Annotated in this window: 18 protein-coding genes; 10 read left to right on the top strand and 8 right to left on the bottom strand. The window is 44.2% G+C overall.

The features are described from left to right. Nucleotides 1-11 precede the first annotated feature (11 nt). The 3 genes from gatD (at nucleotide 12) to EO95_RS00925 (ending at nucleotide 3,587) form a co-directional block, all read left to right on the top strand. Nucleotides 12-1,286, top strand: a complete 1,275-nt coding sequence (gene gatD, locus EO95_RS00930) for a Glu-tRNA(Gln) amidotransferase subunit GatD (protein ID WP_048131390.1) — start codon at nucleotides 12-14, stop codon at nucleotides 1,284-1,286. Nucleotides 1,287-1,670: 384 nt separating this feature from the next. Next, on the top strand, nucleotides 1,671-1,829 hold the full coding sequence (locus EO95_RS17950; protein WP_200894968.1) for a symporter small accessory protein: 159 nt from the start codon (nucleotides 1,671-1,673) through the stop codon (nucleotides 1,827-1,829). 99 nt (nucleotides 1,830-1,928) lie between these two features. Continuing rightward, nucleotides 1,929-3,587: a sodium:solute symporter gene (locus tag EO95_RS00925; RefSeq protein WP_048131389.1), complete on the top strand. Its 1,659-nt coding sequence runs from the start codon at nucleotides 1,929-1,931 to the stop codon at nucleotides 3,585-3,587. A 416-nt stretch (nucleotides 3,588-4,003) separates the two neighbouring features. Here the strand turns inward: EO95_RS00925 and larA are convergent, their stop codons facing one another. Continuing rightward, on the bottom strand, nucleotides 4,004-5,263 hold the full coding sequence (gene larA / locus EO95_RS00920; protein WP_048131407.1) for a nickel-dependent lactate racemase: 1,260 nt from the start codon (nucleotides 5,261-5,263) through the stop codon (nucleotides 4,004-4,006). Between the two features lie 625 nt (nucleotides 5,264-5,888). On the opposite strand from larA, the gene EO95_RS00915 reads away from it, so the two are divergent. Beyond that, a complete protein-coding gene (locus EO95_RS00915; protein ID WP_235282798.1) occupies nucleotides 5,889-7,646 on the top strand; it encodes a hypothetical protein in 1,758 nt (585 codons plus the stop codon). A 502-nt stretch (nucleotides 7,647-8,148) separates the two neighbouring features. Next, nucleotides 8,149-10,053: an anaerobic carbon-monoxide dehydrogenase catalytic subunit gene (gene cooS / locus EO95_RS00910; RefSeq protein WP_048131387.1), complete on the top strand. Its 1,905-nt coding sequence runs from the start codon at nucleotides 8,149-8,151 to the stop codon at nucleotides 10,051-10,053. Between the two features lie 144 nt (nucleotides 10,054-10,197). Here cooS and EO95_RS00905 read toward each other — a convergent pair whose 3' ends face one another. After that, nucleotides 10,198-10,890, bottom strand: a complete 693-nt coding sequence (locus tag EO95_RS00905) for a metal-dependent hydrolase (protein WP_048131386.1) — start codon at nucleotides 10,888-10,890, stop codon at nucleotides 10,198-10,200. A 166-nt stretch (nucleotides 10,891-11,056) separates the two neighbouring features. Here EO95_RS00905 and EO95_RS00900 point away from each other — a divergent pair, with 166 nt between their 5' ends. Beyond that, complete coding sequence (locus tag EO95_RS00900) at nucleotides 11,057-12,235, top strand: DUF2117 family protein (RefSeq protein ID WP_235282797.1); 1,179 nt, start codon at nucleotides 11,057-11,059, stop codon at nucleotides 12,233-12,235. Nucleotides 12,236-12,406: 171 nt separating this feature from the next. Next, on the top strand, nucleotides 12,407-13,447 hold the full coding sequence (locus tag EO95_RS00895; protein WP_048131385.1) for a Fic family protein: 1,041 nt from the start codon (nucleotides 12,407-12,409) through the stop codon (nucleotides 13,445-13,447). A 172-nt stretch (nucleotides 13,448-13,619) separates the two neighbouring features. On the opposite strand, the gene EO95_RS00890 is transcribed toward EO95_RS00895, so the two are convergent. Beyond that, nucleotides 13,620-13,880, bottom strand: coding sequence for a nucleotidyltransferase family protein (locus EO95_RS00890; protein WP_235282802.1), 261 nt, complete (start codon nucleotides 13,878-13,880; stop codon nucleotides 13,620-13,622). A 379-nt stretch (nucleotides 13,881-14,259) separates the two neighbouring features. Here EO95_RS00890 and EO95_RS00885 point away from each other — a divergent pair, with 379 nt between their 5' ends. Beyond that, a complete protein-coding gene (locus EO95_RS00885; RefSeq protein WP_048131383.1) occupies nucleotides 14,260-14,676 on the top strand; it encodes a hypothetical protein in 417 nt (138 codons plus the stop codon). A 504-nt stretch (nucleotides 14,677-15,180) separates the two neighbouring features. Here EO95_RS00885 and EO95_RS00880 read toward each other — a convergent pair. Beyond that, nucleotides 15,181-15,378: a hypothetical protein gene (locus tag EO95_RS00880; RefSeq protein ID WP_048131382.1), complete on the bottom strand. Its 198-nt coding sequence runs from the start codon at nucleotides 15,376-15,378 to the stop codon at nucleotides 15,181-15,183. Nucleotides 15,379-15,545: 167 nt separating this feature from the next. On the opposite strand from EO95_RS00880, the gene EO95_RS00875 reads away from it, so the two are divergent. Together EO95_RS00875 and EO95_RS00870 are read left to right on the top strand one after the other, a co-directional pair. Then, nucleotides 15,546-18,350 (top strand): type II/IV secretion system ATPase subunit, encoded by a 2,805-nt coding sequence (locus tag EO95_RS00875; protein ID WP_235282796.1) that lies wholly within the window; start codon nucleotides 15,546-15,548, stop codon nucleotides 18,348-18,350. A gap of 10 nt (nucleotides 18,351-18,360) precedes the next feature. Continuing rightward, nucleotides 18,361-20,298, top strand: a complete 1,938-nt coding sequence (locus EO95_RS00870; RefSeq protein WP_048131381.1) for a hypothetical protein — start codon at nucleotides 18,361-18,363, stop codon at nucleotides 20,296-20,298. An 820-nt stretch (nucleotides 20,299-21,118) separates the two neighbouring features. Here the strand turns inward: EO95_RS00870 and EO95_RS18390 are convergent. The 4 genes from EO95_RS18390 to EO95_RS18105 form a co-directional block, all read right to left on the bottom strand. Further along, a complete protein-coding gene (locus EO95_RS18390; protein ID WP_082105872.1) occupies nucleotides 21,119-24,004 on the bottom strand; it encodes a PGF-pre-PGF domain-containing protein in 2,886 nt (961 codons plus the stop codon). Between the two features lie 452 nt (nucleotides 24,005-24,456). Beyond that, on the bottom strand, nucleotides 24,457-25,104 hold the full coding sequence (locus EO95_RS00860; RefSeq protein ID WP_048131379.1) for a histidinol phosphate phosphatase domain-containing protein: 648 nt from the start codon (nucleotides 25,102-25,104) through the stop codon (nucleotides 24,457-24,459). A 100-nt stretch (nucleotides 25,105-25,204) separates the two neighbouring features. After that, complete coding sequence (locus EO95_RS00855; protein WP_156163940.1) at nucleotides 25,205-26,077, bottom strand: 23S rRNA (uridine(2552)-2'-O)-methyltransferase; 873 nt, start codon at nucleotides 26,075-26,077, stop codon at nucleotides 25,205-25,207. Nucleotides 26,078-26,129: 52 nt separating this feature from the next. After that, nucleotides 26,130-26,324: hypothetical protein (locus EO95_RS18105; RefSeq protein WP_235282795.1), on the bottom strand; the 195-nt coding region annotated here is incomplete at its 5' end.

Raw genomic sequence — 26,324 nt, 5'->3', positions numbered from 1 at the left:
AGGGATCATTCATGGAATTCAAACAGGGCGATCGGGTAAGCATTGAAAGGAACGGTACTGTCTATGAAGGCAAAGTAATGCCTTCCATGGAAGGATATATCGCAATAAAAATGAACAGCGGGTATAACGCCGGTTTTTCCATTGATAAGGTAAGGGTAACTCTTCAGGAAAATAATGGAGAAACTGTAAACGGAGGAGGAAACGGCGTAAAAGAATGTAAAACAAGGGGAGAAAAACTTCCCGAACCCGGAAAAAAGCTCCCAAAAATCGCAATCCTTTCTACGGGCGGAACGATTGCCAGCAAGATCGACTACCGTACAGGCGCAGTCACATCCCAGTTTACTGCTGACGATATCCTCGCCGCAATCCCGGAACTGAAGGAAATTGCGGACTTTAAAGGAAGGGTAATCTCAAGTATCCTCTCCGAAAACATGGACTCTGACTCCTGGCAAAACCTCGCGAAAGCAGTTGTCGAAGAAATAGAAGCCGGAGCTGAGGGAGTAATCATCACTCATGGAACAGACACGATGATGTACTCTGCTGCAGCCCTATCCTTTATGATAGAAACGCCTGTACCTATCGTTTTCGTGGGTTCCCAGAGAAGTGCAGACCGTCCGAGCAGCGACAACGCCATGAACGCAATCTGCGCAGCCAGGGTTGCTATAAGCGAAATTGCCGAAATCGTGGTGGTTATGCACGGCACAACCTCTGATGATTTCTGTGAAATCCACCGCGGAACGAAAGTAAGGAAGATGCATACCTCCCGCAGGGATGCTTTCAAGTCCGTAAACTCCCTTCCGATAGGGACTGTAGACTACAGTACAGGAGAAATAAAGACTTTCATTGACTATACCAGACGTGGAGAAAAGACCCTCAAATTCAAGCCGGGAATGGAACCGAAGTGTGCCATTGTGAAGTTCACTCCGGGGGCAGATCCGGCAGTCCTTGACTATTATATAAATAACGGCTACAGAGGGCTTGTTATTGAGGGTACGGGTCTGGGTCACGTTTCCACAAAATGGATTCCCCTGCTCCGGAAGGTTGGAGACGCAAAAATGCCCGTAATAGTTACATCCCAGTGCCTTAACGGCAGGATCTGCGACCGCGTTTATGATACGGGCCGTGATATGCTGAAAGCTGGTGCAATCGAAGGAGAAGATACTCTTCCCGAAACTGCTCTTGTCAAGCTTATGTGGGTACTTGGCCAGACAGATGATTTTGAAAAAGCTGTTGGTATGCTCAGGGAAGACCTCGGCGGGGAAATTACTGAGTGTACATTGAAATAAAGACCTTCCGAGAAATACCCTCAATAGAAAAGAATGAGCCCCGAAAGGGGTTCACCTACAATCTTCTTTTCCCTCCTGAATCTTATTCTCACCCTCCTGAGTCTTCTCACCTCCTGAGTCTTTTTTTGCACATGATTTCCAATTAACATTCAGGTTCATAGTTACATGTTAGTTGGGTTCATAGTTGATATCGGGCCTTGTTCATTATAAAAAGGATCGTATTCAGTGTGGCATGAAATTACATTACATAACATTACGCCTTATGTCTACTCCGATCTTGAATTACCTCAGACAATATACTTAAATAACAAAAAGCTCTTATGTACTATGCTAACAAGTGTCATGTTAACTAGTGGCAGAAGATTATATTGGTAGGTGTAGTAGATGTTAGGAATCGATGATCCACAGATCTGGCTTGCATATGTTTCTTGTGTATTAAGTGCTCTCGGATGTATGGTTTACGGGGCATTGAACTGGAAAGGCGAGGACGAAGAGCAGACAGTGAAAAGCAGCACTCCAAAAGCAGCGGTTCAGGACCAGTAAGCTGTGCCGGGAACCTCAGCTCAAAGTGCCTTTTTAATCAGACTTTTTTGACAACTCCTGCGAAAAAACAGCAACTTGAATTCTTCAGGAATGATTTTTATGGCAGTCAATACTTCAACTCTTATCCTGTTTGTTCTCATTTATCTTGCGTGCACTTTCTACGTTGCCCGCCTGGGGTATAAGAAAAATTCCCAGACCGATGGGTATATGCTCGCCGGCCGACAGGTGCACCCGGCAATTATGGCTCTCTCCTACGGAGCTGCATTCATCAGCACTTCCGCAATAATAGGGTTTGGAGGAGTAGCCGCTTCACTGGGAATGGGACTTCTGTGGCTAGTCTTTATGAACATCTTTTTCGGCATCTTCATCGCCTTCGTGGTCTTTGGCCCTCGAACCCGGCGCATGGGGCTGAACCTGGGGTCCATAACTTACCCTGAGTTTATAGGAAAACGCTTCCAGTCCAGGTTCATCCAGGGCTTTTCCGGGCTTCTAATAGCAATATTCATGCCTCTCTACGCTGCAAGTGTGCTCATAGGGGCCGGAAGGTTCCTTGAGACCACGCTTGGAATCAACTACAACCTCGCTCTCCTTATCTTTACAATTATAATTGCTTCGTATGTGATTAAAGGTGGCCTCTTATCAGTGATGTACGTGGATGCCATGCAGGGTACCCTCATGCTGCTGGGAATGGCTTTTCTGCTGGTGTTCACCTACAGTAAACTGGGAGGAGTTGTAGAAGCCCACCAGGCTCTTACTGATATGGCAAGCCTTGTTCCTCAGGCCCTTGTTGACCAGGGGCACAGGGGCTGGACTGCAATGCCGGCATTCGACTCCCCTATCTGGTGGACAATGATTTCCACAATCACCCTGGGAGTTGGGATAGGGGTGCTTGCCCAGCCACAGCTCGCAGTGAGGTTCATGACGGTAAAAGATGACCGCTCCCTGAAAAGAGCAGTCCTTGTGGGAGGCCCCTTTATCCTGATGATGGCAGGAGTCGCATACGTTGTGGGAGCTCTTTCCAACGTCTACTTCTACAGGACTACAGGCATGATTTCCCTTCAGGTTGCGGGCGGGAACACTGACATTATAATGCCCGAATTCCTGAACCAGGCCATGCCCGAGACCTTTGTAGCACTCTTCATGCTCAGCCTGCTCGCAGCTGCGATGTCTACTGCAGCTGCCCAGTTCCACACAATGGGCACATCCATAGGGCACGACTTCTACCAGCAGGGCCTCATGAACGGCAAGTCCACGGGAACAGCCGTCCACGCTACGAAGTTAGGAATTGCCTTTACCATCCTGGTCTCGGTCGCTCTGGCTTACATCCTCCCAGTAAGCATCATCGCGAGGGCTACTGCCATGTTCATGGGCCTGTGCACTTCCGCTTTCCTGCCTCTCTACATGGGAGCACTTTTCTGGAAGCGCACAACAAGAGCCGGAGCAACTGCGAGCCTTGTTGTAGGCTCGATAAGCAGTCTGTTCTGGTTGATCTTTGTACATGCAAAAGAAGCTGTGCCTCTCAAGATCTGCCTGGCAATCTTCGGAAAGGAAACTTTACTTACCGGCACCTGGCCCCTTGTGGACCCTATTCTGGTTGCAACCCCACTCGCTTTCCTTACCCTGATAGTGGTAAGCCTTATGACAGTCCCACCTTCAGCCGAATTCCTGAAGAAGGCTTACAGGCTCAGGTTTGAAGACGAAGAAGAGGAAATGTCGGAGCCAGTGTCACACAAGGCAACTGAATCAACAGGCGTTTAAGCCTGTTCCCTTTTTTAAAAAAATCAGGCGCATTTTTATGCGCCACTTCTTTTTCTATTTCGTCTCTTTTTGATTTTCCCTGATTATTGGCACATCTCTTACGGAATACCGGAGCTAAAAGCTTTTAGTTCTCTCTCCCTGCACAGCACCGTATCTGAGCCGACCTGTCAGCCAGCTAAAAAGCGCCCGACAAAATGACACCACAATTAAGAGAAACAATACATTGGAGAAATACTCCGGGGCTGAGAGAATACTTTCCTTAGCCCCGATAAACGTTTTTTAATTCACAGGTAAATACAAGCGCCTCCGCCAGCCTGTCTGGAGGCCCTGAAAAAAAAGAAAGAAATACAGATTTTAAAGAGAACTGAGACCGAAATTTCTGCCGCTTTGACCTGTTGTGTTCTCTTTAGAATCCTTCAATTTTCTTTTCGGACAGGCAGGGTCTGCCCCCCATGAGGCATCAGGTGAACCTTTGCATCAGGATTTTCTGAAAGGACTGCAGCCAGGGCTTCCTGCACACTTGCCATCGGAGTAAAGAATGCGGTTCTGGCTTTATCTTCCGGAAGCTTCGAGACAAGGTAAAGCTTGAACTTCTTTGCTGCTTTTGCAACGATTGCACTCTTGTGCCCTCCGAACTCGAAGCAGTGCTTGAAGCGCTCTATTGCATCTTCCGGAGTTTTGCATTCCATGTTCCAGCACTCATAGATCTGGTTTCCTATCCCTTCGGCACATTCCGCTACAAGGATGATCGAGCCGCCGTCTTTTACAGCCTGGGTTGCGTTGTCCAGGGCTTTGTTTGCCTGGTAGAGGTTGATGTCCTTAGGATAGCCTCCGCAGGAAACGACCGCAGCATCTGCAGGTTCTACGGACACTTTATACATGGCGTCCACAATCTCGACCCCTTTCCTGTGGGCTTCGATAAAATCACCTGCAACGGCAGCAACTATCCCTTTTTTGCTGTCAAGCACAACATTAAGAATAAATTTAAGGCCAAAGACCTTTGCAGCTTCTTCCATATCCTGCCTTACAGGACTGTCTACCCTTCCGGAAACCGCGTTTTCCTCTATCATCATTTTGTGGTTGGTAAGCACAGACTCCTCAGAGCTTACGCCGGGAAGTACGGACTTTGCCCCACCGCTATATCCTGCATAGTAATGGAACTCGATTCCCCCTGTCCCAATAACAAAATCAGCATCAAGAACTTCTTCGAATATCTCAATGGGAGTGCCACGGCTGGTTACCCCAATCCGTTTGCACCTGGAAGTGTCGTGCTGGATGCACCGGATTTTTTTGTAGATATCCTCCCCAACCAGTTTCTTTGACTCCTCTTCAGTCTGCTGGCGATGAAGCCCGAGAGCAAAGATAATTGTGATGTTCTCATCCCTTGCTCCCCCTGAATAAAGCTCTTCAAGCAGAGGAGGAAGAATTTTTGCAGTGGGAGTGGGCCTCGTAACATCACTCACAATAATTGCAATTCTGGATTCCGGGTTTACAATCTCGGAAAGTCTCTTGCTTTTTATGGGATTCTCGAGCGCTTTCCGGATTAAAAGAGCCCCATCCTCCTTTTTATCGGGTTCCGAAGGCAGGATCAAGCTGGAAATGTTTTTCTCAGCGATATTCAGCTCAAAAACTCCGCTTCCGGAAGCTAGTGGAATCTGTTTTATATTTGTAGTCATGTTCATGCCGGTGATTTCGTATTGATGCTATAAAATGTTATAGGTAAACAATAGTTAGGTAAACAATAGTTAGGTAAATTATAGTTAGGTAACTATAGTTAGGTAAACTATAGCAAAGTTATGTTTTAAATATAATTTAAATCTGCGCTTTAAACCCCAAATTCAGACCGTTATTGAGATATAGACGAACATTACTCACAAATTCACATAGTTATTCCAATAACCCTATGATTCCCTTTCCTGGCATGAAAGTACTGTAACTTGAGAAGTACTTTCATTTCCTTGTACCTGTTATTTGAGGAAGTTCATGATTGTATTTATGTAAAAACAAATCGAATGGAAAAGAAAACATTAATTAACAGGTGATAATAGATAAAACGAAGTTTTTACTGGAAAATATAAATTTCGGATAATGAAAAAATTTACATACATCAGCAAGACCCAAACATTCCAAATATAATTTTAAAAACAGTTAAGCGGAGAGCTTCCAGAATACCCTTCCGAAGGTTGTTGAGTCAAAAGGTATAAAACTTCATGGTGAGTGTAGAGATGGAAATTATAAATTAATTTTGGTGATTTAGTGAGGAATTGTAGTCATCTAAAAGTGTTTATTTTCATACTACTTATGATAAGTTACCTGTGGATAGGAGAGGCATACGCATCCCCGGATACGGATAGCTCAAAAATGGTTGAGAATATTAATCAGGGAAGCATCATCCTGTTTTCACAGAACTACTCTGAAATAAATAATCTTCCAGCTAATGTTTTTATCGCAAAGGTTCAGAGAGAAAAAGCTTACGATAAACTATATTCAAGTATATATGCAACGCAAGAATCAGAACTGTTTTTCAACAACCCTTCAACAGGGCTGAAGTATAGTAATGTAAGAGACTTTCCTCTAATTCCATGCAGTTTGCTTCCGGGTATGGATACTATCTCTTGTTTTGGAATCAATGAATACCTGGAGCACTTTAGAAGCACCCTGGATATTTTTACTTTTTGTGAATGTACCTCTGTCCCGATAATTCACTACCTCGAGGAACCAAGGCAGGCAGGGGCCCTGTACATATGCAACCTTACCCCAATGGTAAAATGTGCCTATGAAATCTCAATGGACATAAGTGCAGATGACCCGCAAAGCTTTGTTGAACTGGATAGTCCGGGTTCAAGACTGATTATACGAGAAAGCGAGGGTCAGACTATACTTAAAAGTTATTACAGAGACTCTTCTGGAGAAACCAAATACGAAAAAGTTATTCTTGGTGACGCGTCAGAAAAAACAAGTTTCAAAATAATATTTGACGGTTATAACAAAACAAACACAATTTACGCACAGGATGGAAACTCCATAGTTACCCCGTTCTATAATCTAGATAGGCAAAAGCTTCCTTATATCGATTTTTCAAGTGGATATATCAAGTTCACCGCTTTTATCCTTGGAGAAGGAACTTACCTTGACGTTGACATATACGATATAAACCAGACAACGGAGAGAAAACTCATAACTGCAATCGGGGATAGTAAGATGATCCCGTTCGGACTTGACGGACCTTTACCAATGAATACAACCGGGGAAGGAATCGACTACCTGAACAGCAAAGGGTATAGAGGTACGATGTGGTTTGATAAGGGAATGTTTGAGAAATCAAATGACACATACGTTGAGTACCTGCGCAATCTGGTTGTTAACGATTCCTGGGAAGTTGGCATACACTATACAAAGGAGTTAAACAGCCTTCCACTTGAAGAAGCATACAGGGTAATGGATGAAGAATACCTGTACGTGTCTGAAAAACTAGGCCAGAAACCAACAAGCTGGTGCTGCCTGAGAAATCGTGATAACCTTACTCATGCAATTTATGCATACGAAAACTTAGGAATGACCTGGAGAAACGGAGACGCAGCAATTCACGCGGAAAGGGATGTAGGAAACCTGTACGATGATACATGGGAATGGTGGGAGCCAGCGTCAAGAGCAGGCATGTCCTATCCGGTATTCTCCCATCAACTCGACGTGGAACCTGCAATAAAATACTCAATAAGCCGCTCAAAGTTCCATGACTGGGTGGATAACTATGAATCAAACAACATGACCGTAGTGTCATTTTATGAATACAACCAGATCAGCAGGAATACATATGATGCAAGTTTTGAAAACCTGCAATATAATGAGAAACTGGTTGCATTCGACGCACATACAAATGGTGCCAGCGCTCTTGTAAACGTAAACATAACTGCAGGAAACGACACACAGGTCTACGACACTACACTCGAAAAGTCCCTCGATTATGAAACGGAACAGGATAAATCAATTACTTTCCGGGTTGAGGACAACCACACTTATAAGATAGATATAAACAGTGTTGAAAACAGTGTTGAATAATGTATAACTTTGAGTAAGGTATAAATTCCACAAACCATGGAAGGCACAAAAAACTAACGCAGGTACAACTTCTTCCTTTCTTATTGTGCCTTCCAGGATCAGCCTTTTTTTTCTGCACCTTCTGGGATTAGCTTTTTTTCCGTACCTTTTCTCAAATTCGGTATAATGCAGTATAACAGTCAGCACGCTTCTAATTTAAACAGTCAACACATTTCTTATTCAAATAGTCAACACATTTCTTATTCAAACAGTCAACACATTTCTTATTCAAACAGTCAACACATTTCTTATTCAAACAGTCCGCATACTTCCTTAACAGCTACCGTGCTTCTAATTAATTGTAAATATTTCCTGCGCCGATATACTGATAACTACAACCAGGCTTACTGATGGATATTTGCTTCATAAGAAAATGTTCATACAATGTAATGCCTGGAGGGGACCTCCTGATCTTTGAGGTAAGAAGGAGAAGGGAGCGGCAGTTAGCCGGGGAGTAATAACCATGGACAAAGAAAGGATTTCCTATCACGAGTCCGTTCAAAAGATGTATGAGCGGATAAAGGAAGATAATATGACAAATGTCTGGGACCGCTATGAGGCTCAGGGAATAGGTGGAGTTCCGGACAAGAGATGCACTTTCTGTATGGCAGGAGCCCGTTGTGACCTGTGTTCCAATGGGCCCTGTCGTTCGGACGCTGAAAAGGACAAAAGAGGGGTATGCGGGATCACTGCTGACGGGATGGCAATGCGGATGATGCTGCTCAGGAACGTAATGGGGGCTTCGACTTATCACTACCATACAGACCAGACAATCCGGACTTTGAGGGAAACCGCAAAGGGCAACACCCCTTACAAAATAAGTGAACCTGAAAAGTTGAGGACATTTGCAAGCCGGCTGGGGCTAGAAACCAGCGGGACGGACTCCGAAGTTGCCCTCCGCCTGTGCGAGTTTGTAGAAAAAGAATTTAACAGGCCTGCTTATGAGCCGAGCCGGATTGTGGAGCTCCTTGCCCCTCCGGAAAGAAAAGAGAAGTGGAAGGAACTGGACATCTTCCCTGGCGGGATCTACGGGGAGATGATGTTTTCAACAAGTTCCTGCCTGACAAACGTGGACGGGTACTACGTGAGCCTGGCCTTAAAAGCCATGCGCCTGGGAGTTGCGATGGCATACCAGAGCCAGATTGTAAACGAGTACTGCCAGGACATCCTTTTCGGCATCCCAAGGCCTCACATGATGAGGGTTGACCTCGGCGTGCTGGACCCTGAGTACATAAATGTGCTTCCGAACGGGCACGAACCTTTCATAGGCTTTGCCATGGTCCAGCTTGCCCGGAAGCCCGAATGGCAGGAAAAAGCAAAAGCAGCCGGGGCAAAAGGCCTGAGGATCATTGCCAGCATCGAAACCGGGCAGGAAATGATCCAGAGGTGGGAGGAAGACAATGTATTTTACGGTTTTACCGGAAACTGGATTTCCCAGGAAGCGGTGCTCGCAAGCGGGAGTGTGGACCTTTTTGCCGCAGACATGAACTGCTCGCTTCCGGTAGCTCCCCTCTACGCCAAAAAATACGGCTTCAAACTCATGCCCGTAAGCGAACTCGTGGCTTTTGAAGGCATCACCGAGCGCCTGAACTACAACCCGGTAGAAGCCGATAAGCAGGCAGCAAAACTCCTGGATATGGCAATTGAAAACTTCAAAAACAGGAAAAGCTCGGTTGGAACCGCCCTGAAACTCCCGATGAAAGAGGCAGTTGTCGGCTTTTCAACCGAGAGCATTCTTGACGCCCTCGGAGGCACCCTCGACCCTCTCCTTGATGCCATTAAAAGCGGTGCAATCAAAGGAGTGGTCGGAATGGTATCCTGCACTACATTAAGGGACTCCGGGCAGGATGTGCACAGCGTTGCGGTGGTAAAAGAACTGATCAAGAGGAACATCCTGGTCCTGTCTATGGGCTGCGGAAATGGAGCCATGCAGGTTGCAGGCCTCTGCTCCCCCGAAGCCAGGGAATTTGCAGGGGACAGCCTGAAAGCCGTATGTGAAGCCCTCGGAGTCCCTCCAGTACTCAGTTACGGGACCTGCACCGACACCGGACGGCTTGCCGACCTCCTGGGAGCAATCTCCGGAGCCCTCGGAGGAGTCCCTGTCCCGGACCTTCCTGTTGCTGCAGCAGCCCCCGAATACATGGAGCAAAAAGCCACAATCGACGCCATCTTTGCCCTGGCTCTCGGGCTCTACACCTATGTAAATCCTGTCCCGACCGTCACCGGAGGCCCGAACCTTGTCAAACTGCTGACAGAAGGTTGCCGGGAAGTTACAGGCGGAGTCCTGAGCGTGGAAATGGATGCAGTGAAAGCAGTTGAAGGGATCGAACAGCACATCATGGAAAAGAGAAAGAAGCTCGGGATCTGAAATCCCGGGTTTTCTACTTCTATTTTTTCCACTTCATTTTTATTGAGAAATAGAAGGAAAGAAAAAAAGAACGAAAGAAAAAAAGAACGAAACGGAACAAAGAAGAAAGAAAAAAGAAGAAAGAAAAAAGAAAAACCCTGAAAATCAAAACTTGATCGATTCCCCGGGTTCCATAATAATTACTTTCGTATCAACTTTTGCTTCCACAGCTTTTCTGAACTCTTCAGGGTCCTGCTTGATGACATCAAAGGTGTTGTAGTGCATTGGCACAACGATTTTGGGCTGGATCAGTTCCACAGCTTTTACGGCTTCCTTTATTCCCATGGTGAACCTGTCTCCTATGGGCAGCAGGGCGATTTCGGGTTCATAGAGTTCTCCTATAAGCTGCATGTCCCCGAAAACACCCGTATCTCCGGCATGATAAAAGGAATGCCCGCCAATACCTATCAAAAACCCTGCCGGGCTACCTCCGTCGAAACTGAAGCATGAAGCATCAATTGAGGAGGAATGAAGCGCCTGAGTCATGGTAAGGGTCACCCCTTCCACTTCCATTGTGCCCCCCTTGTTCATGCCTTCGGCAAAGACTCCTTTTGATTTTATATAGTTTGCAACCTCATGAATCGAGATGATCCGGCAGCCGGTCCGGGCTCCGATCTCGATGGCATCTCCAAGGTGGTCGCGGTGCCCGTGGGTTACGGCTATGATGTCGGGGTCCAGAGCGTCAGGGGTGCATGGAGCTTTCGGGTTTCCGGAAATAAAAGGGTCAATCAGCAATTTCTTTTCGGCTTCGAGCAAAAAAGCAGCATGCCCAAGCCAGGTAATTTTTACGTCAGCCATCTCTTTGCCTCTTTCCTTATGTTTTTGTCAGAACGTAACAATGCATAATGTAATTTTCGATAATAATCGGATAATTATTATACAACACGTTGTTCAGGCAGGTATCAGGAGCACACAAGGGGATGAATAAAGGGTAATATAACATGTGCCCTTAAGTGTTAATCAAATGAGAATGAAAATCAGCCTGGTAATCCACGGGCCCGAAGTAATCGATTCGGGAGAAGCGGAAATCGTTCTGGAAAAGCTTTCCTGCATAGGTGAAGTAGAGGCTCAGCTTGGCGGAGCCATGGGAAAGACAGCTGTCCTTGATGCAGGGCTTGAAAATGTTATAAACATAAGCAGGCACCTCAAGCCGAGCGCCTGCATTGAATCCTTTTTTGAAACCTCAGACCTTGTATGCCTCCTTAACAGGGGGAAAACGCCCGAAACAGGCATGATTTTTGGAGCAAAGGTTGCCTCTCGCCTGAAGGACCCTGAAAAGAAACCACTGATCCAGATAGAAAGCCCGGGCTGTACCGGCGGGAAGCTAATACCCCTGAACAAAAAAGCCGGCAGCTACATTGAAAAACTCTCTGAAGCCTTTGGACTTCCTGCCGAAAAGCTTCTGAGCTTTCATAATCCTGTTTCCAGAGAAAACGTCTCGAAAACCGGAAAAGCCCGAATCATCCGCGAAATCTCAGGTGTATTTCCGGGAGAAAACATCCTTGTAAACGGGCTCGTGATCGGAAAAGCCCTATCTTCCGAAGTAAGAATAATCTCCGAAAACGGCTTCATTACCGCAATCGAAGGAGGAGAAATAAAGGAGCACGGACTTGAAAAGCTCCATAATTACGAAAAAAGGGACCCTGTTGACCTTTCCGGAGCCTGGGTAAAAAGCGGGGATATCCGAAGAAGCAATTCCTTACTCCCGGATGCCAAAAAACAAAATTCCAGTTCCCAAAAATCAGGCCCTATTTCCTGGGGAGGGGGAAGGGTAGGAGCAGGAAAAGTTGTGCTTATAGACCACGCCGCCGAAAATTCCTATGAACTGGCTTCCGGGGCTGAACTTGCAGTTACAGTTGGAGACGACACCACAGCCATTGCAGGCGACATCCTCTTCAGGCTTGGAATCCCGATTATTGGAATCACAGACGGGGACTGCGATAATGTCACCTGTGAGACAAAAATCTTTCCCGGCTCGGTTGTTCTCAGGCTGATAGAGGGAAGCGATGATATCGTGGGCAAGAGAGTAAAGCAGGAACTCCTGATGGGTCAAAATTCAGCTGTTTTTGAGAACCTGTTCGCCTTTAAAGAAGATGTGCTGAAACTGGCAGAGCCAACTACTGAAGCTATTTTTGAATACTAACATAGCAAACTCCCTTGAAATAGAACTCACGGTTCCCGGGTCTCGGATTCAGTTTCATCTTTTGCAGCAATTTTATGGAAATATCCGCAATGAGTGCGGAAATAAATTCCCGCTAAGTTAATAACAAAAGGAGTAACTCTTTTAATAAGGGATGGAAAGGCGGATAAATGGATGTTTCAGCCAAATTTCAAGTACACAAACAAAATCGTGCGCCTGCTTGCAAGGATCCAGGCTGCCAGAGAAGTCATCATAAACAGCCCTCTGATTCCGGCATGGGAAAAACAACTCCAGCGAGAAGCCCTGATAAAGCAGGCCCACCACACGACAAGCATCGAGGGAAACCCCCTTACTCTTGAGGAAGTTGAGCTTATTATCGAGGGAAAAGAGGTCCTTGCAAACGAAAAGGACAAAAAGGAAGTCCGGAATTATGTAGATGTACTGAAATATATCGATTCCTTACCTGAAAACGGACCCATAACCGAAGAGTTTCTCCTGGAAATCCACAGGCTTACGGCAAAAAATATCCTTCCTGATGATTCTGCCGGAAACTACCGGAAAGTGCGGGTCGTTGTCGGAGACCCTAAAACCGGGAAAGTCACCTACACCCCACCGGGACCTGCTGAAGTCCCTGCCCTGGCAAAAGCCCTTGTCGAGTGGCTTAACAGCGAAGATGCCCTTGACCTCATGCCCGCCGTGCAGGCAGGAGTCGCTCACCATGAACTTGCCAGAATCCACCCCTTCGTTGACGGAAACGGGAGAACCGCGAGGGCTCTTGCCACCCTGGTCCTGACAAAGAGAGGCTTTGACACAAAACGGTTTTTCGCTCTTGAAGAGCACTACAACAAAGAACGCACCTCTTATTACTCCGCCCTTTCAAGTGCGGATGCCGGGGACAGGGATTTGACCGAATGGCTCGAATATTTCCTTTTCGGCATTGCCGTGGAAATTTCCAGAGTCGAAAAAACGGTCCTGAAGCTGAGCAGCGACCGTTCTATGAAAGAGAAATTCGGACAGATAGGGTTGAGCAGCCGGCAGATAAAAGCGATTGAATATTTAAAAGAAAATGGTAAGATCACAAGCAATGAGTATCAGGAAATATGTGATGTCAGTCAGCCCACTGCAAATCGTGACATACAGGATATGCTTGACAAAAAACTCCTGAAACAAAATGGGAAAATAGGCCAGCAGGTAATTTACGCGCTCAATTTCTGATAGAAGGGTAGTTCAAAAGCTATTCAAAAGCTATTCAAAAGCTATTCAAAAGCTATTCAAAAGCTATTTAAAAGCTATTCAAAAGCTATTCAAAAGCTATTCAAAAGCTATTCAAAAGCTATTCAAAAGCTATTAATTATATATAGGATTTGAGCAACTTTTATATAAGGCATCATTCGGAGATAACTCTGTCTTCTTTTTTAATTTCATCAATCAGATAAGGACTTATCGATTTCTCAGTAAGCAAATCGACTTTTATGCCCAGGTAGTCAGAAAGCTCCAGTTCTATATTTACCAGAGTGAGCAGGCTCTTCCGTTCAGCAAACTCAACCAGGACGTCAATATCGCTTTCTGGTTTCTCTTCTCCCCTAACGTAAGACCCAAAAACAGATACTTTAGTTGACCCACCCGAGTTTCGCTTCGGCACCCGAATTGCGCCTCGGGAGTACGCGGTCCTTTTCGCTACGCTCAAGAGGACTGAATTTTAGATTTTTCGGACCCATAAAACGTCATTCGCTGTCTCTCGTCATTTTTGTCACGCTCGATGCAGGAGAGCGGTCTTTCCCACAAAGAAAAAAGAAGACAAGAAAAAAATCAGAGAAATAACAACATCTATTTGTTTTTAGACTTCGCAAGTTTAAATTTAGTTTTTACCTATAAAAAGAGAATTTGAAAAAACCAAAACCTGACAGATTGTTTATAGTTAGTATATATCAGATCTATTGAAATTAGAGGTTGTTGAAATCATTTAGTAACGTATAAGAATGTAAAAAGTTTTTTCATAATTAGCTAGGTTTCATGGAGCTAATGATTTGACAGAGAGCCAATATTATTTAATCATTTTTATCTTGCTTGTCACTGCAGTTTACATTTCGTATTCAGAACACAAAAAGCGAAAATGTCTTGAAGAAAGGTTATCAAATGCTTTGTTTCCAAAAATCAATTTTTTAAAAGATGAAACTCAAAATTATAGATATATTTTACCTAAATATAAAGTTACTTTGGACATCAAACTTAAATTTATATCACTCTGCGAACTTAGCATGATATCTAGAAATGTTGGGTTCAAGCTTGATCAAATTGATTATCTTAATTGTGGTTTAGCTCATTACTACTCGGATTTACAAAAAGAAGCATTATCTGATTTTGAGGAAGCTATAAAGTTAAATCCTAAATTAGTAGAGGCATGGGCTAACAAGGGGATTGTACTTTCAAAACTTGAAAAATAGTATGAAATCAGACTATACAGTCCTAAGCGCTTTTTCTGCAATAATCATTGCTGCCGGATCTGTATTAGTTTCGAATCATAATATTTCCGGTTGGGCTGTAATACTAATTGGTAGCACATTACTGCTTAAAGATAAAATTCGTAACTGCAGAATATTTAAATAGAGTTTAAATTGGAACTTAAGTTACCATCTATATTTTTATATAATAGCAATATAATTGTTTTGTAAGAAATATATACAATTTTTCCGTTATTGCAGTAAAAAATTACTTCCAACTCACTCACAGTTCTTTTAATACTCTTAAAAATAAATTTATGTAAGTTCCCACAAATGTTCGTAATTTTGATATTTGTCTCTTAATTACCTCTGGATACCTCCAACCCCTAGTCTTAAAAAATCGATTCCACCTTTGAAGCTATTATTTGTTCCGATTTTTCCTTACCTTTTGTTTGCTAGTAATATATTTTTTTATTTCAGATTCACAAGTAAAATTTCATTTTGGTCTTATTTAACCCCCTGTTTATTTTTGGTAATCAGATTAATTAATTCTTTATTATTATTTGCAAATTTAAAGAAAATTTTTCCAGAAAAGATATTAAATCTGTAGCTGTAAAGACTACGGTATACTTCAAATGTTCCATGTGCCTCATCAAGAGTTCCACGAAAGTATTTCTCAGATAGATTGAAGATTTGAATGTCCATCTTTTGTCTTCTAGCGTCTCTTGAACGTGAATAACAATACATGGACCAGTGTTGAACTGATGTGATTTTTATATTTATTATCAAACTTCAATCTAAAAAAGTACGGAGGATTATTAATAGAAAAAGTTTAATACATTTGAAGATAAATTTCAAGGTTATCCGGGGAAATGGGGGTTCAAATTCTGGACATAATGCTAAAACTTCAGGATGCTGCCAGCAGCCTGCAGGACGCTGTAAACAGCCTTAATCAGGGCCTGCTTCAAGGAAAAAATAAAGAGGAAGAGGAAAACTGCCCGCACAGGATAAAGCAGACGAAAAATCGGAAAACAATTGTAATCAACTGCAAGGAATGTGATGCAGGGTCTTCACTTAATGATTCGTACTGCAGGAAAAACATCTTCGGCATCCTCCAAAAAGAAATTCATGCAGACTGTTTTGTACTCTCAAGGCTCTATGAACGGGACTACGAAGGGAAATCCCTGGCTTTACTTTATGCTCTGGCAGGTTTCAAGGGAACAATTGCAGCATACAGGAGCGCTGAAGTTGTTCCTGAGGCATGCGACCGGTCCGAAAAAAAGGGGTGCAGCCTTGAGAGAAAAGAGATCATTTCTGCCCTTGCCAAAACCGTGGAAACTGACCCATTAAAAGCCCGGCTGGAATTGAAAAAGATTATTCATGGAAAAATGGCTGGCAGAGTTCCGGATGCAACTCCTGTCTGCCTTGCATGCTCTGAGTGTTTCTACAGCGTCCTGAATGAAATCGAAGAGAAAATGTCTGGCTTTCCTGAAGTTCCTGTCCTCAAAAAGTCCGGTTATTGTCTGGAAGCAGGCTGGTTAGAAAGTGCGGAAGAAAAGGTAAACCGTTCAGAAGAAAAGGAATGGAAAAAATTAAAGGTAACAATTGGAGGAAATGCAGGAAAGAAAACCGGAAGCCTGATAGAAGACATTTCGGGAGAAGTAACCCCTGCCTCTTTATCCGAAAAAATTCCGTTCTCATTTCCCGGCACTGGAAAGAAAAAAGAGAACAAAAGACAGGAGAATCCAAGACAGGAGAACAAAAGACAAGAGAACAAAAGACCAGAAAACAAAAGACAAGAGAACAAAAGACCAGAAAACAAAAAACAAGATGAGGATTTTTTCGACTACGAAAGCAGGATCAAATCTCACGTCAGGCCGCCTTTTTCCAGTTCGAGAATTTACACCGAAGCTCCTGAAAATACCGAATTTCTCGAATGTTATGACATAAACGGCAGGGAAGGAAGAAACCTTGAGGTCTCTATTTACCGCTACACCGACAGGCCGGAAAAGCTGTACATGATCAGGCCTCCCGAGTACAACTTGAGGCAGGAGGAACTCAGGCTGCTTGAGACCGTCAGAAAAAGGATGATCCGGCACAGGCCAAAAGATCTTGCTTTTGCAGACCCGACCGGAGCCAGGGAGTACTTCAAACGCATGGCAAAAGACCTGCTGGGCGAAGAACTGCTGGAAAGCGGGAAAGCCTGCAGTCCGGATGAACTTGAAAGCTATGCCGACCTCCTTGCAAGGTACACGAACGGGCTCGGGATCGTAGAAGACCTCCTTTCCGATGCCGGGATAACAGACGTATACATCAATGCCCCTGCCGATACGAACCCTGTGCACGTTGTGATGGATGGAGAAGAATGTACAAGCAACGTCTTTCTCTCGCAGGACGATCTTGACTCTCTGGTTTCAAGGTTCAGGACCATTAGCGGCAGGCCGTTTGGAGAAGCTGTCCCGGTGCTTGAGCTTAACCTTGAAGCTTTCGGGGTAAGAGTATCCGTAATCGGAGACCCGCTAAGTGCAAACGGGCTTGCATACGCCTTCCGAAAACACTCCCTCACACCCTGGACCCTGCCGAAACTGATCAATACGGGCTCTATTTCTCCTTTTGCAGCCGGGTTTTTGAGTTTCCTTATGGACGGGCAGGCTTCGGTCCTTGTTGCCGGAGAGGTGGGAGCCGGAAAAACATCTCTCCTCTCGGCAATGCTGCTTGAAATTCCCCAGAAATACAGGATCCTTACAATCGAAGACACCCACGAACTCCCGACAGAACAGCTCCAGGACCTGGGCTGGAAGGTGCAGGGGATGAGTTCCCACTCATCAGTCCTGAAGTCCGGAGCGGAAATGAGCCCCGAAACCGCACTTCGGGCTGCCCTGAGGCTTGGGAGTTCTTCTCTGGTGCTGGGAGAGGTCAGGGGGCCTGAAGTTAAAGTGCTCTACGAAGCCATGCAGGTAGGAAATGCCGGGAACTCCGTTATCGGGACCATCCACGGCTCATCCGTTGAAAACGTATACGAGAGAGTCGTACACACCCTTGGAGTCCCTCCTGCTTCTTTCAAGGCAACCGACGCGGTAATAATATGCTCAGGCATCAGGCCCGGAGGGAGCATGAAAAAGATAAAACGGGTGAGCCGGATTGCAGAAGTGACCGGTACATCGATAGAAGACCCCGAACCTTCCGAGCTCTTTACCGACATCATGCATTATGATGCATCTCAGGACTGCCTGCTTGCAGGAAAGGTGCTTGAACAGGGACAGTCCGAACTTATAGGAAAGATTGCCCGGAAATGGGGAATTTCCATTGACAGTGCCCTGAAAAATATCGAACTCAGGACACGGATAAAAGAAAGGATTGCAGCTGAAGGGGTTCGCAGTCCATTCCTGCTTGAAGCCGAAGCCGTAAGCGAGGCAAACAATATGTTCTGGCTGCTTTCGGATTCCATCAAGACAGGTAACAGAGGATTTGAAACAGGTCCCGAATCTATCTCAGGAGCCGATCTTGAAGAGCTTTACAGGCAGTGGGAAACCTGGTTTGAAAATTTTTCCCGTGTACGGGCCGGAAAAGGAAAACGACCATCTGAGGAAAAACAACGATCAGAAGAAAAACAGCTGCTAGAAGTAAAACAACGATCAGAAGAAAAACAGCTGCCAGAAGTAAAAATAACTGTCTGAGGTCAGGAAAATGGAAGAAAGCAGCTGGTATGTAAGAGCCTGCAAAACCACAACAAAGCAGTGGGGATGGACTGTTCAGGACCCGGATGCATTCAGCAGGAAATGCGAAAAAAGCGTGAGTCCTGAGTATAGAGACGCCCTCCGGTTTACCGGTTTTGACCTTGAAGCCTTCGAGACGGTGTTATTTTCTTACGTGGGGACGTTTGTAACCTTAATTTTGCTTATCGGAATAGACCTTTTTCTTCTCCTTTCCAGAAGTTTTGAACCCCGGACTCTTTTCATTATGGGAACCCTGACCTTTATCATTCCGCTGATAGTCCTCTGCTACCTGAGTGAGTATGTGAAGATAAAGGCAGGCTTTATGAAAATATCCTCCCTTGGAGACATCCCGGAAATCTTAAGCTATATCATCATGTCAATGAAACTGGTCCCCAATCTTGAACATGCCGTGCTCTTTGCAGCCCGGAACTCGGAGAGGCCGCTTGCCAGTGACTTAAAAAAACTGACCTGGGACCTGAATTTGAGGCTCTACAGCAGCATGGATGACGCTCTCCTCTCTTTTGCCGACCTGTGGGGCAGAAACAGTGAATACTTCAAGCGTTCCCTGCACCTGATCAAAAGCTCAACTGCCGAGCCTGATGAAGCCCAGAGGGTCATTACCCTGAACCGGGCTCTCGACATCAGCCTTGAAGGCACTGAAACTCTGATGGAATCCTTTGCGGCAAAGCTGAAGACCCCAAGTTACGTGCTCTACTCAATCTTCATCCTGATCCCTCTTGCCCTGGTAGCTCTCCTGCCTGCGGTCACGGTTGTAGGGATGAAACCCGAGATTACGGACCTCGTCCTTCTGTATGACCTTGTATTTCCTGTCCTTGCAGCAGTCTATTCAGAGTACATTCTGATGCAGAGGCCTGTTGCCTTTATTCCCAGGAAGATCCCGGATTCCCATCCCGACCTTGCAGACATAAAGCAGAAAAAGAGGTTTGCGATACTCTCCGGAGCCCTGGTCTGCGCCCTGATGGCTCCTCTGGGATATCTGCTGCTTGCAGTCGGAAACCCGGGAGGAATAGTGTCTACAACTCCTCTTGGGGGTTATCTTCTTCCAGCCCTTCCTTTAGTTGTGGGAGGCACTGCAGGGGTCTCAATTTACCTGTATTTTTCATCTATTCCGTACAAGAAGATAAGAGACCGGATAAAGCAGATGGAGCAGGAATTTGCAGATTCCCTTTTTGTGCTCGGCAGAAGGATTTCGGAGGGAAAAGCCCCGGAAGAAGCCTTTGCCCACACAGCCAGAACCATGGAAGGCTCAAAAATCGGGGAAGCCTTTGAGGAGATTTCCATGAACCTGCTCAGCATGAGGACAAATCTCAGGGACGCCGTTTTTGACGAAGAATTCGGGGCTTTCAGGCACGTGTATTCGGAAAGAATCCGAAACACCATGCTCCTCTTTACTGAAAGCGTCCACAAAAACCATGAGGCTGCAGGAGCTTCAATTGTTAAGCTTGCAGATCACTTAAAAGAGCTCAGTGCAGTTGAAGAGCGCATAAGGCGTTCCCTCTACGACGTTACTTCAACAATGCGTTCAACTGCTGCAATCTTTGCCCCTCTTATTGCAGGAATTACCCTCGCCCTTTCCGAAGTCATTACAAAAATCCTGAACCAAGTAGCAGAAAGGGTAAGCAGGGTACCCGCAGACCTTTCCGGAATGCCTGTGGAAATCAGTCCCGAAACTTTTTCCCAGTCCATTCCTCCGGACCAGTTCCTGCTTGCAATAGGGGTTTACGTTGTCCTTATAAGTGCCATCCTCACGCGCTTTGCAGGAGCCATAGAATATGGAGGAGATCGGATGCAGCTGAAATATGACCTCTCCTGCATGCTCCCGATTACAGTTCTTATCTTTGCGGTCTCAGCTGCTGCTTCAAGGATTATTTTCAGCGGGATGGTATAGAGATTGAATAATTGCTGGAAAATGACTGAAAAAGAGCTGGAAGAGTCAGTAAGCAGCTGAAAAGATAAAAAATAAGGTAATTATTCAGCCACTGATAAAAAAGTATTTTTTATTCAGCAAAATACTGGATTCTCATGATAATAGCGGCGTTCCATTGAGCGCTGCTAGAATAGCATCCATGACATTCAGGTAATTCATTGAGAAAATCGTTTGAAACTTTGAAAATATAAAAAATCCAGAAAAACATTTAAAATTTATTAACATATTAAGAGTATGAACAATGGTTTTTCAAGTTCTGGTTCTAGTACAAGTCATGCTACCCAAATACTACCTGGAGAATTAATTATTGCAATATTCTTAATTCTCTTAATAGTAATTTTCTTTATTTTCTATTATTTCTATTATAGCAAAAAGAAAAAATGACATTGTTTCCAATTAGACATTTGACCTTATATTTCACTTTCCGCAGATGTCCGTTCAATTTTCACAATTTTTCTTGCAATCGTTTTGGTAAATATACCCTTTAAAGCCTATGGAATTTTTACCATTTTTTCATGCTAGCGAGATATTTTCTATTCATTTTCTGATTCCATAAAAAATATTAGGCTTTTAACTTTTAAGGCAAAAGGCCCCTTTTCCCTTTATTGGTTTGCTGGTATCCGCCCTGTCTGCAAGGGTAATTTTCCGGGAACTGGTATGAAATTGAATTAAATGAGCTGGAAAAGTAGGAAGCAACTAAAAAGATCAAAAAATAAGATGAAGGGACTCAGGTCTCTTCATCCGTTGTTTTTCTGCATTGGACTTCAGTATTCAGCCTTTTTTACCTTCGTCTATACAGAAATACTGCAAGCAAACCGGCTAATCCGTAAAGCATTTCAAAGCCCGGCGCGCTCGCACTTTCTTTCGGGTCGGTTTCCTGTTCGGCTTCAGATCCTTTACTTCCCGCATCAGTTTCATTAACCATTCTGGTCTCCGATTCAAGCTTTACTCCGGTTTCAGATTCTCCCAAAGTGCTTTTTGCCTTCCCTGTAATAGCAAAGGAAGAGAATTCCGGGGTTTCGGCTGTGAAATACAGGTATTTATCATCTTCTTTCAACAGGGAAACTGGCAGTTGCCCCCATTTGTCCTCGCTGTAACTGTTAAGGGTAATGGAGGATTGGTCAACCTTTTTATCCTGTATCCAGTCCTTTTCAACCTTGAAACAGACTGCAGGGTTTTCGATATTCTTTGAGCTTGCAACCCCTCCGTTTCCAACCCAGACGTTAAAGGACTTATAGACCTCTCCAGAGGGTAATTCGGAAACCAGAGAGGATTTTTCTTTCAGCATCTCGGTAACGGTTGTGGTTTTGCCCAGAGTCCTCTTTGCGTTAAAGCTTACATATACAACACAGGTCGCATTCTTTGAGAAATCAAACTTTACCTCTTTGCCGTTTGTAATGAATGTCTGGGAAAGTTCCTTTACCTCAACGTTTTTTGCAGGTTCGGGAGAACCGCCTCCACCACCGCTGCTGCTTCCGCTACTACTGTGGCTGCTCCCTCCACTGGAACTGGTAACGGCTGGATCTGTAACGACTATATAATCTGGTTTTGTTACTGTACTTTTACCTGCAGCATTTTCCACATTCAGACTGATTGCGTAAGTCCCTGGCTTCGTAAAAGTGTGTGTTGCATTCATGGCGTGTTTTGAATTGATACCATCACCGAAATCCCATAACCAGGAAGTAGGTGCTTCTACAGTGCCGGTATCAGTGAATAAAACAACCAGAGGTGCTGCACCTGATGTTACATTAGCAGAAAAATCTGCCACCTGGGCTTCAGGAGCTGTGACCGTGATATAATTATATTTTGTTATGATAGACTTGCCACCGCGGTTATCCATATATAAAGATACAGTGTACTTACCGGGCTTTTCGTACACATGCGTTGCATATGGTGTTGCAGAGTCGTTAGCGTCCACCATATAAGTTTGAATGACCCCGTCACCAAAATCCCACTCGCGCCAGATCGGATAATTTGGAAGTTCAGCATCCAGGTCGTCGACGAATGTCACTGTTAGCGGGACCTTTCCAGAAGTTACGTCGGACGAGAAGTATGCAGGAGTTGCAGCTTCGTCCATTATTCCCATAAGTACGTAACCATACTTACTTATGGAGTCACTTCCAGCTGCATTTTTCACGGTTAAATTTACAGTATACCCACCTATTTTTCCATATGCATGAGTGGGATTCTTCTCTGTTGAGGTATTTCCATCTCCGAAATCCCAGAGCCAGGAGCCTGGCGAGCCTGTACTATTGTCAAAGAATGAAATAACTTCATTTTCGAAAATTCCCTGATCATTAATTCCACTCAATACTTTTTCGGCTTCAGGAGAATAAAAATCTGCAACAGGTTTTTCAGCAGACGAAGTTGCTGTAACTGTAATATAGCCGGGTTTGCTTACCGAATTGCTTCCAGCGGCATTGGTCACCGTTAAAGTAACGTTATATGTTCCCGTTTTCGTGAATGTGTGTGTAGCCGTTTGGGCATGCTTTGAGGTTATCCCGTCCCCGAAGTTCCAGAGCCAGGATGTTGGAGTTTCTCCAGTGCCAGTATAAGTGAATAACACAACCAGAGGTACAGTTCCGGAAGTTACATTGGCTGTGAAGTCGAAAGCAGGTAATACTGGGTTATACTTAGCTGTGAGTGGTAGATAGTCATAGTTCTTTTCAGATATTGCATAAGCTGAATCTGCAATACCATCTCCATTTGCATCAATAGCAGTCTGAGAGAACCCGGTTCCATCCGGCTTTGCCCAATAATTACCTCCAATATATGATCCACCAATTATGTTTGTACCTTCAGTGAGTGAGCTGTTCCAAAGATATGTATTTTCAAAGTCTCCAAACTTTACATTCACTGTATTGTTGAAATAATTATTATAGGCCCCTTTAGCTTCTAAAGACCCAAGTACTTTAAGCCCACAGTCTGAGCAGTACATTATTTTATTTCCAATTAAATTTGCACCACCGGTTTCTCCGGCTACTACTCCTACACCACAATTTGTGATTTCGTTGTTTTCGAGATCATAAGATAAACCAGAAACATGTATTCCGACATCACAGTTGTTTATTTTGTTACCACTAATAGGCGGTACAAATCTTTCATCATAAACGTAAATTCCTGTAGGGCAATTTAAAATTTCATTATTTGTTATTTCATTGTAATCCCCACAACATGATACGTCTATACCAGTACCACCAGTGATTTTGTTTCCAGATATAATAATACCGGAACTCTCAGATCCTACGCCAATACCACCATTTTCAATAACGTTGTTTGTTATCTGGCTCATATTGTTTAGATAATACTCATTATTACCTAACAATGCGTTATTAACGTAAACACTACCATCGATATTAAAGCCGGTTAGTGATATACCAACATTGCTTAGAATGATAGTTGCCTTTGTGACGTCTGCTGGTTCAATAAACACGTTACTTGTTTCTGGTTTAATTGTTAGCCTTGCTTTTGAAACGTTTATGTTTTCAACATAAGTTCCAGGTTTTATTAGTAATACATCTCCAGCTTCTGCACCATCTACAGCTTCCTGTATTGTAGAACTTGATCCACTTCCGTTGCCCACTATAATATCTCTTGCCGATACTGTAGATGGTACTCCCATCAGAAATATCAAAGTAAAAACTATAAATAGAGTTTTACTCTTCACATTATCTCCCCCACATAGCTTCTATTTTTCAAAGCTAGTGTAGTACATCCTGTACTATCCGTTTCCTCTTACCCACTTTATTAAATAATTGATGATTAATAATATTACATTTCTTTAAATGTAAATTATATTTATGGTTAATTGCACATCCTATAAATAACCAGACTATACCCTCAATAATAATTCTGAAGTAAAATTCCTCTGACTTTGCTACTTACCAACGTTGATTCAAAACTGGAATAGTCGAAGAAAGAGATATGTAAAAATGTAAAAAATCAAAAACAACATTTAGGCATTATCGTAACCGTGATAATAAAACTGATAAAAAAATCAAAGTTAGAAACATGAAAAGAAGCTAAAGAAAAGAAGAACCGAAAAAGAGAAAGAAATTTAGAACAGGAAAAATTAAGAAAACATGAGATGAACAGAGAAGAAAGCACACGAAGTGCAGCTCAGACTATCTCTGCTACCTTCTTTTTAGATGCTTCAAACGCTTCTTTTGCCCTTGACTCGGTGAGCCCGGCTCCCATTGCAATTTTCAGGGCGGTTTCATCGGTGATCAGGTTCTCGGGAGCATGTGTATCGGTATTTACCACAAGAGTTGCACCGATTTCGAGGGCAAGCCTTGCAACATGACCATTTGTCCTGTTGTGCCCGTTCCTCGCAGTAATTTCAAGGAAGATATTATTCTCTGCCGCAGTCTGGACATCTTCCTGAGAGATCAGGCCGGGATGAGCCAGGATATCTACATACTCGCAGGCAACAGACGCTGCATTTGTCCCGGGGGCGACAGGCTCGGATATGGTTTCTCCGTGCACGACCACGATTTCCGCGCCCAGCTCTTTTGCTTTCTTTGCCAGAGGAGCAATCTTTCTTGGAGGGACGTGCGTCAGCTCGACTCCGGGCAGGACGCGAATATCCCATTCATTTTCCAGGTATTTTGCTTTCTTTGCAGCATCAAGAAGCTGTTCGAGGTTTGTATAGTCTGCGTGGTCTGTAAGTGCAATAGCCTCGTAGCCGTGAATAACAGCCCGCCTGACGAGTTCGCTGGGGAGCAGTTCCCCGTCGCTGAAAATTGTGTGAGTATGAAGATCAATCAACCGGATCACCGTGTTTGAAACTCGTTTTATATTTTACTGCTTGACTATTTTCATTGCTGAATGATATAGTTCACTTTATTAACTGAACTCCCTGATAAAATTACTCCGATTTTTCAGGACTTTCAGGATTTTCAGGATTTCCAGAGTTTTCAGGATTTTCAGGATTTTCAGGATTTCCAGAGTTTTCAGGATTTTCAGCCTTTCCAAGCCGTTCTGCAACTTCTGAAAACGCAAAATTCGGCTTGACATCTGTTATACTGATCCTGACCTTTTCTCCTACCTCGACTCCCTTTACGAAGACAACGAACCCTTCAATAAGCACTGCTCCATCCCCGCTTGAGCCGAGCTTTTCGATATCCACAACGAAACTGTCTCCTTTCCTTAGAGGAGCTGTAAGGAATTTCTTTCCGACAACGTAGATCTCCGCACTCTGCGATCTGGACGCTTGCGGGGAATAAGCCTTGACGTGGACAAAATTATCCCTGACTTTGTCCATATAATCTTTGAACATGTCTCCCTGAAAGACCTTTACCACAAAGTTTCCTTTTGGTTTGAGGATCTTCTTTGCACACTCAAGTGCCGAGGTTGAAAGCTCAATTGACCGCGCATGGTCGTAAGACCAGTTTCCTGACAGGTTGGGGGCTGCATCACAGAGCACCACATCCGCACCTTTTTCCCCGACGATCTTGATAATTTTTTTTATTGTCGAGTCTGCGTTTATGTCGCCCATGATGGTCTCGACTCCTTCAATCGGAGTGATCCTCTGCAGGTCCACACCCAGAACCTTCCCTCCGGAAAGCTCTTTTGCAACCTGAAGCCACCCGCCCGGAGCTGCACCTAAATCAACAACTGAGTCTCCCCGATTGATAATTTTATGTTTCTCATTGATCTGTTTGAGCTTGTAGGAAGCCCTGGACCGATACCCATCCTCTTTTGCCTGATGATAATAATAATCTCTTCTATCTCTTGCCATTGCTTACCTTCCCGCACTGAAAGCTCATATAGCTTGCGCAAAAGTCTGTTTGTCAATAATTGCCAAGGTATTGTTTGGAATCACACATATCGATAATGTTAAAATCAATATATATCAACTGTATTTTAGTGGAATAAATAGTTGAGAATCTTCTGAATCCTGTATCTTCTGAATCCTGTATCTCCTGAATCCTGTATCTCCTGAATCCTGTATCTCCTGAATCCTGTATCTCCTGAATCCTGTATCT

The organism is Methanosarcina sp. 1.H.T.1A.1, from assembly GCF_000979295.1.
GTDB lineage: Archaea > Halobacteriota > Methanosarcinia > Methanosarcinales > Methanosarcinaceae > Methanosarcina.
Note: the sequence above shows the minus strand (reverse complement) of the source record. Positions and strands in the feature narration are given on the sequence as shown.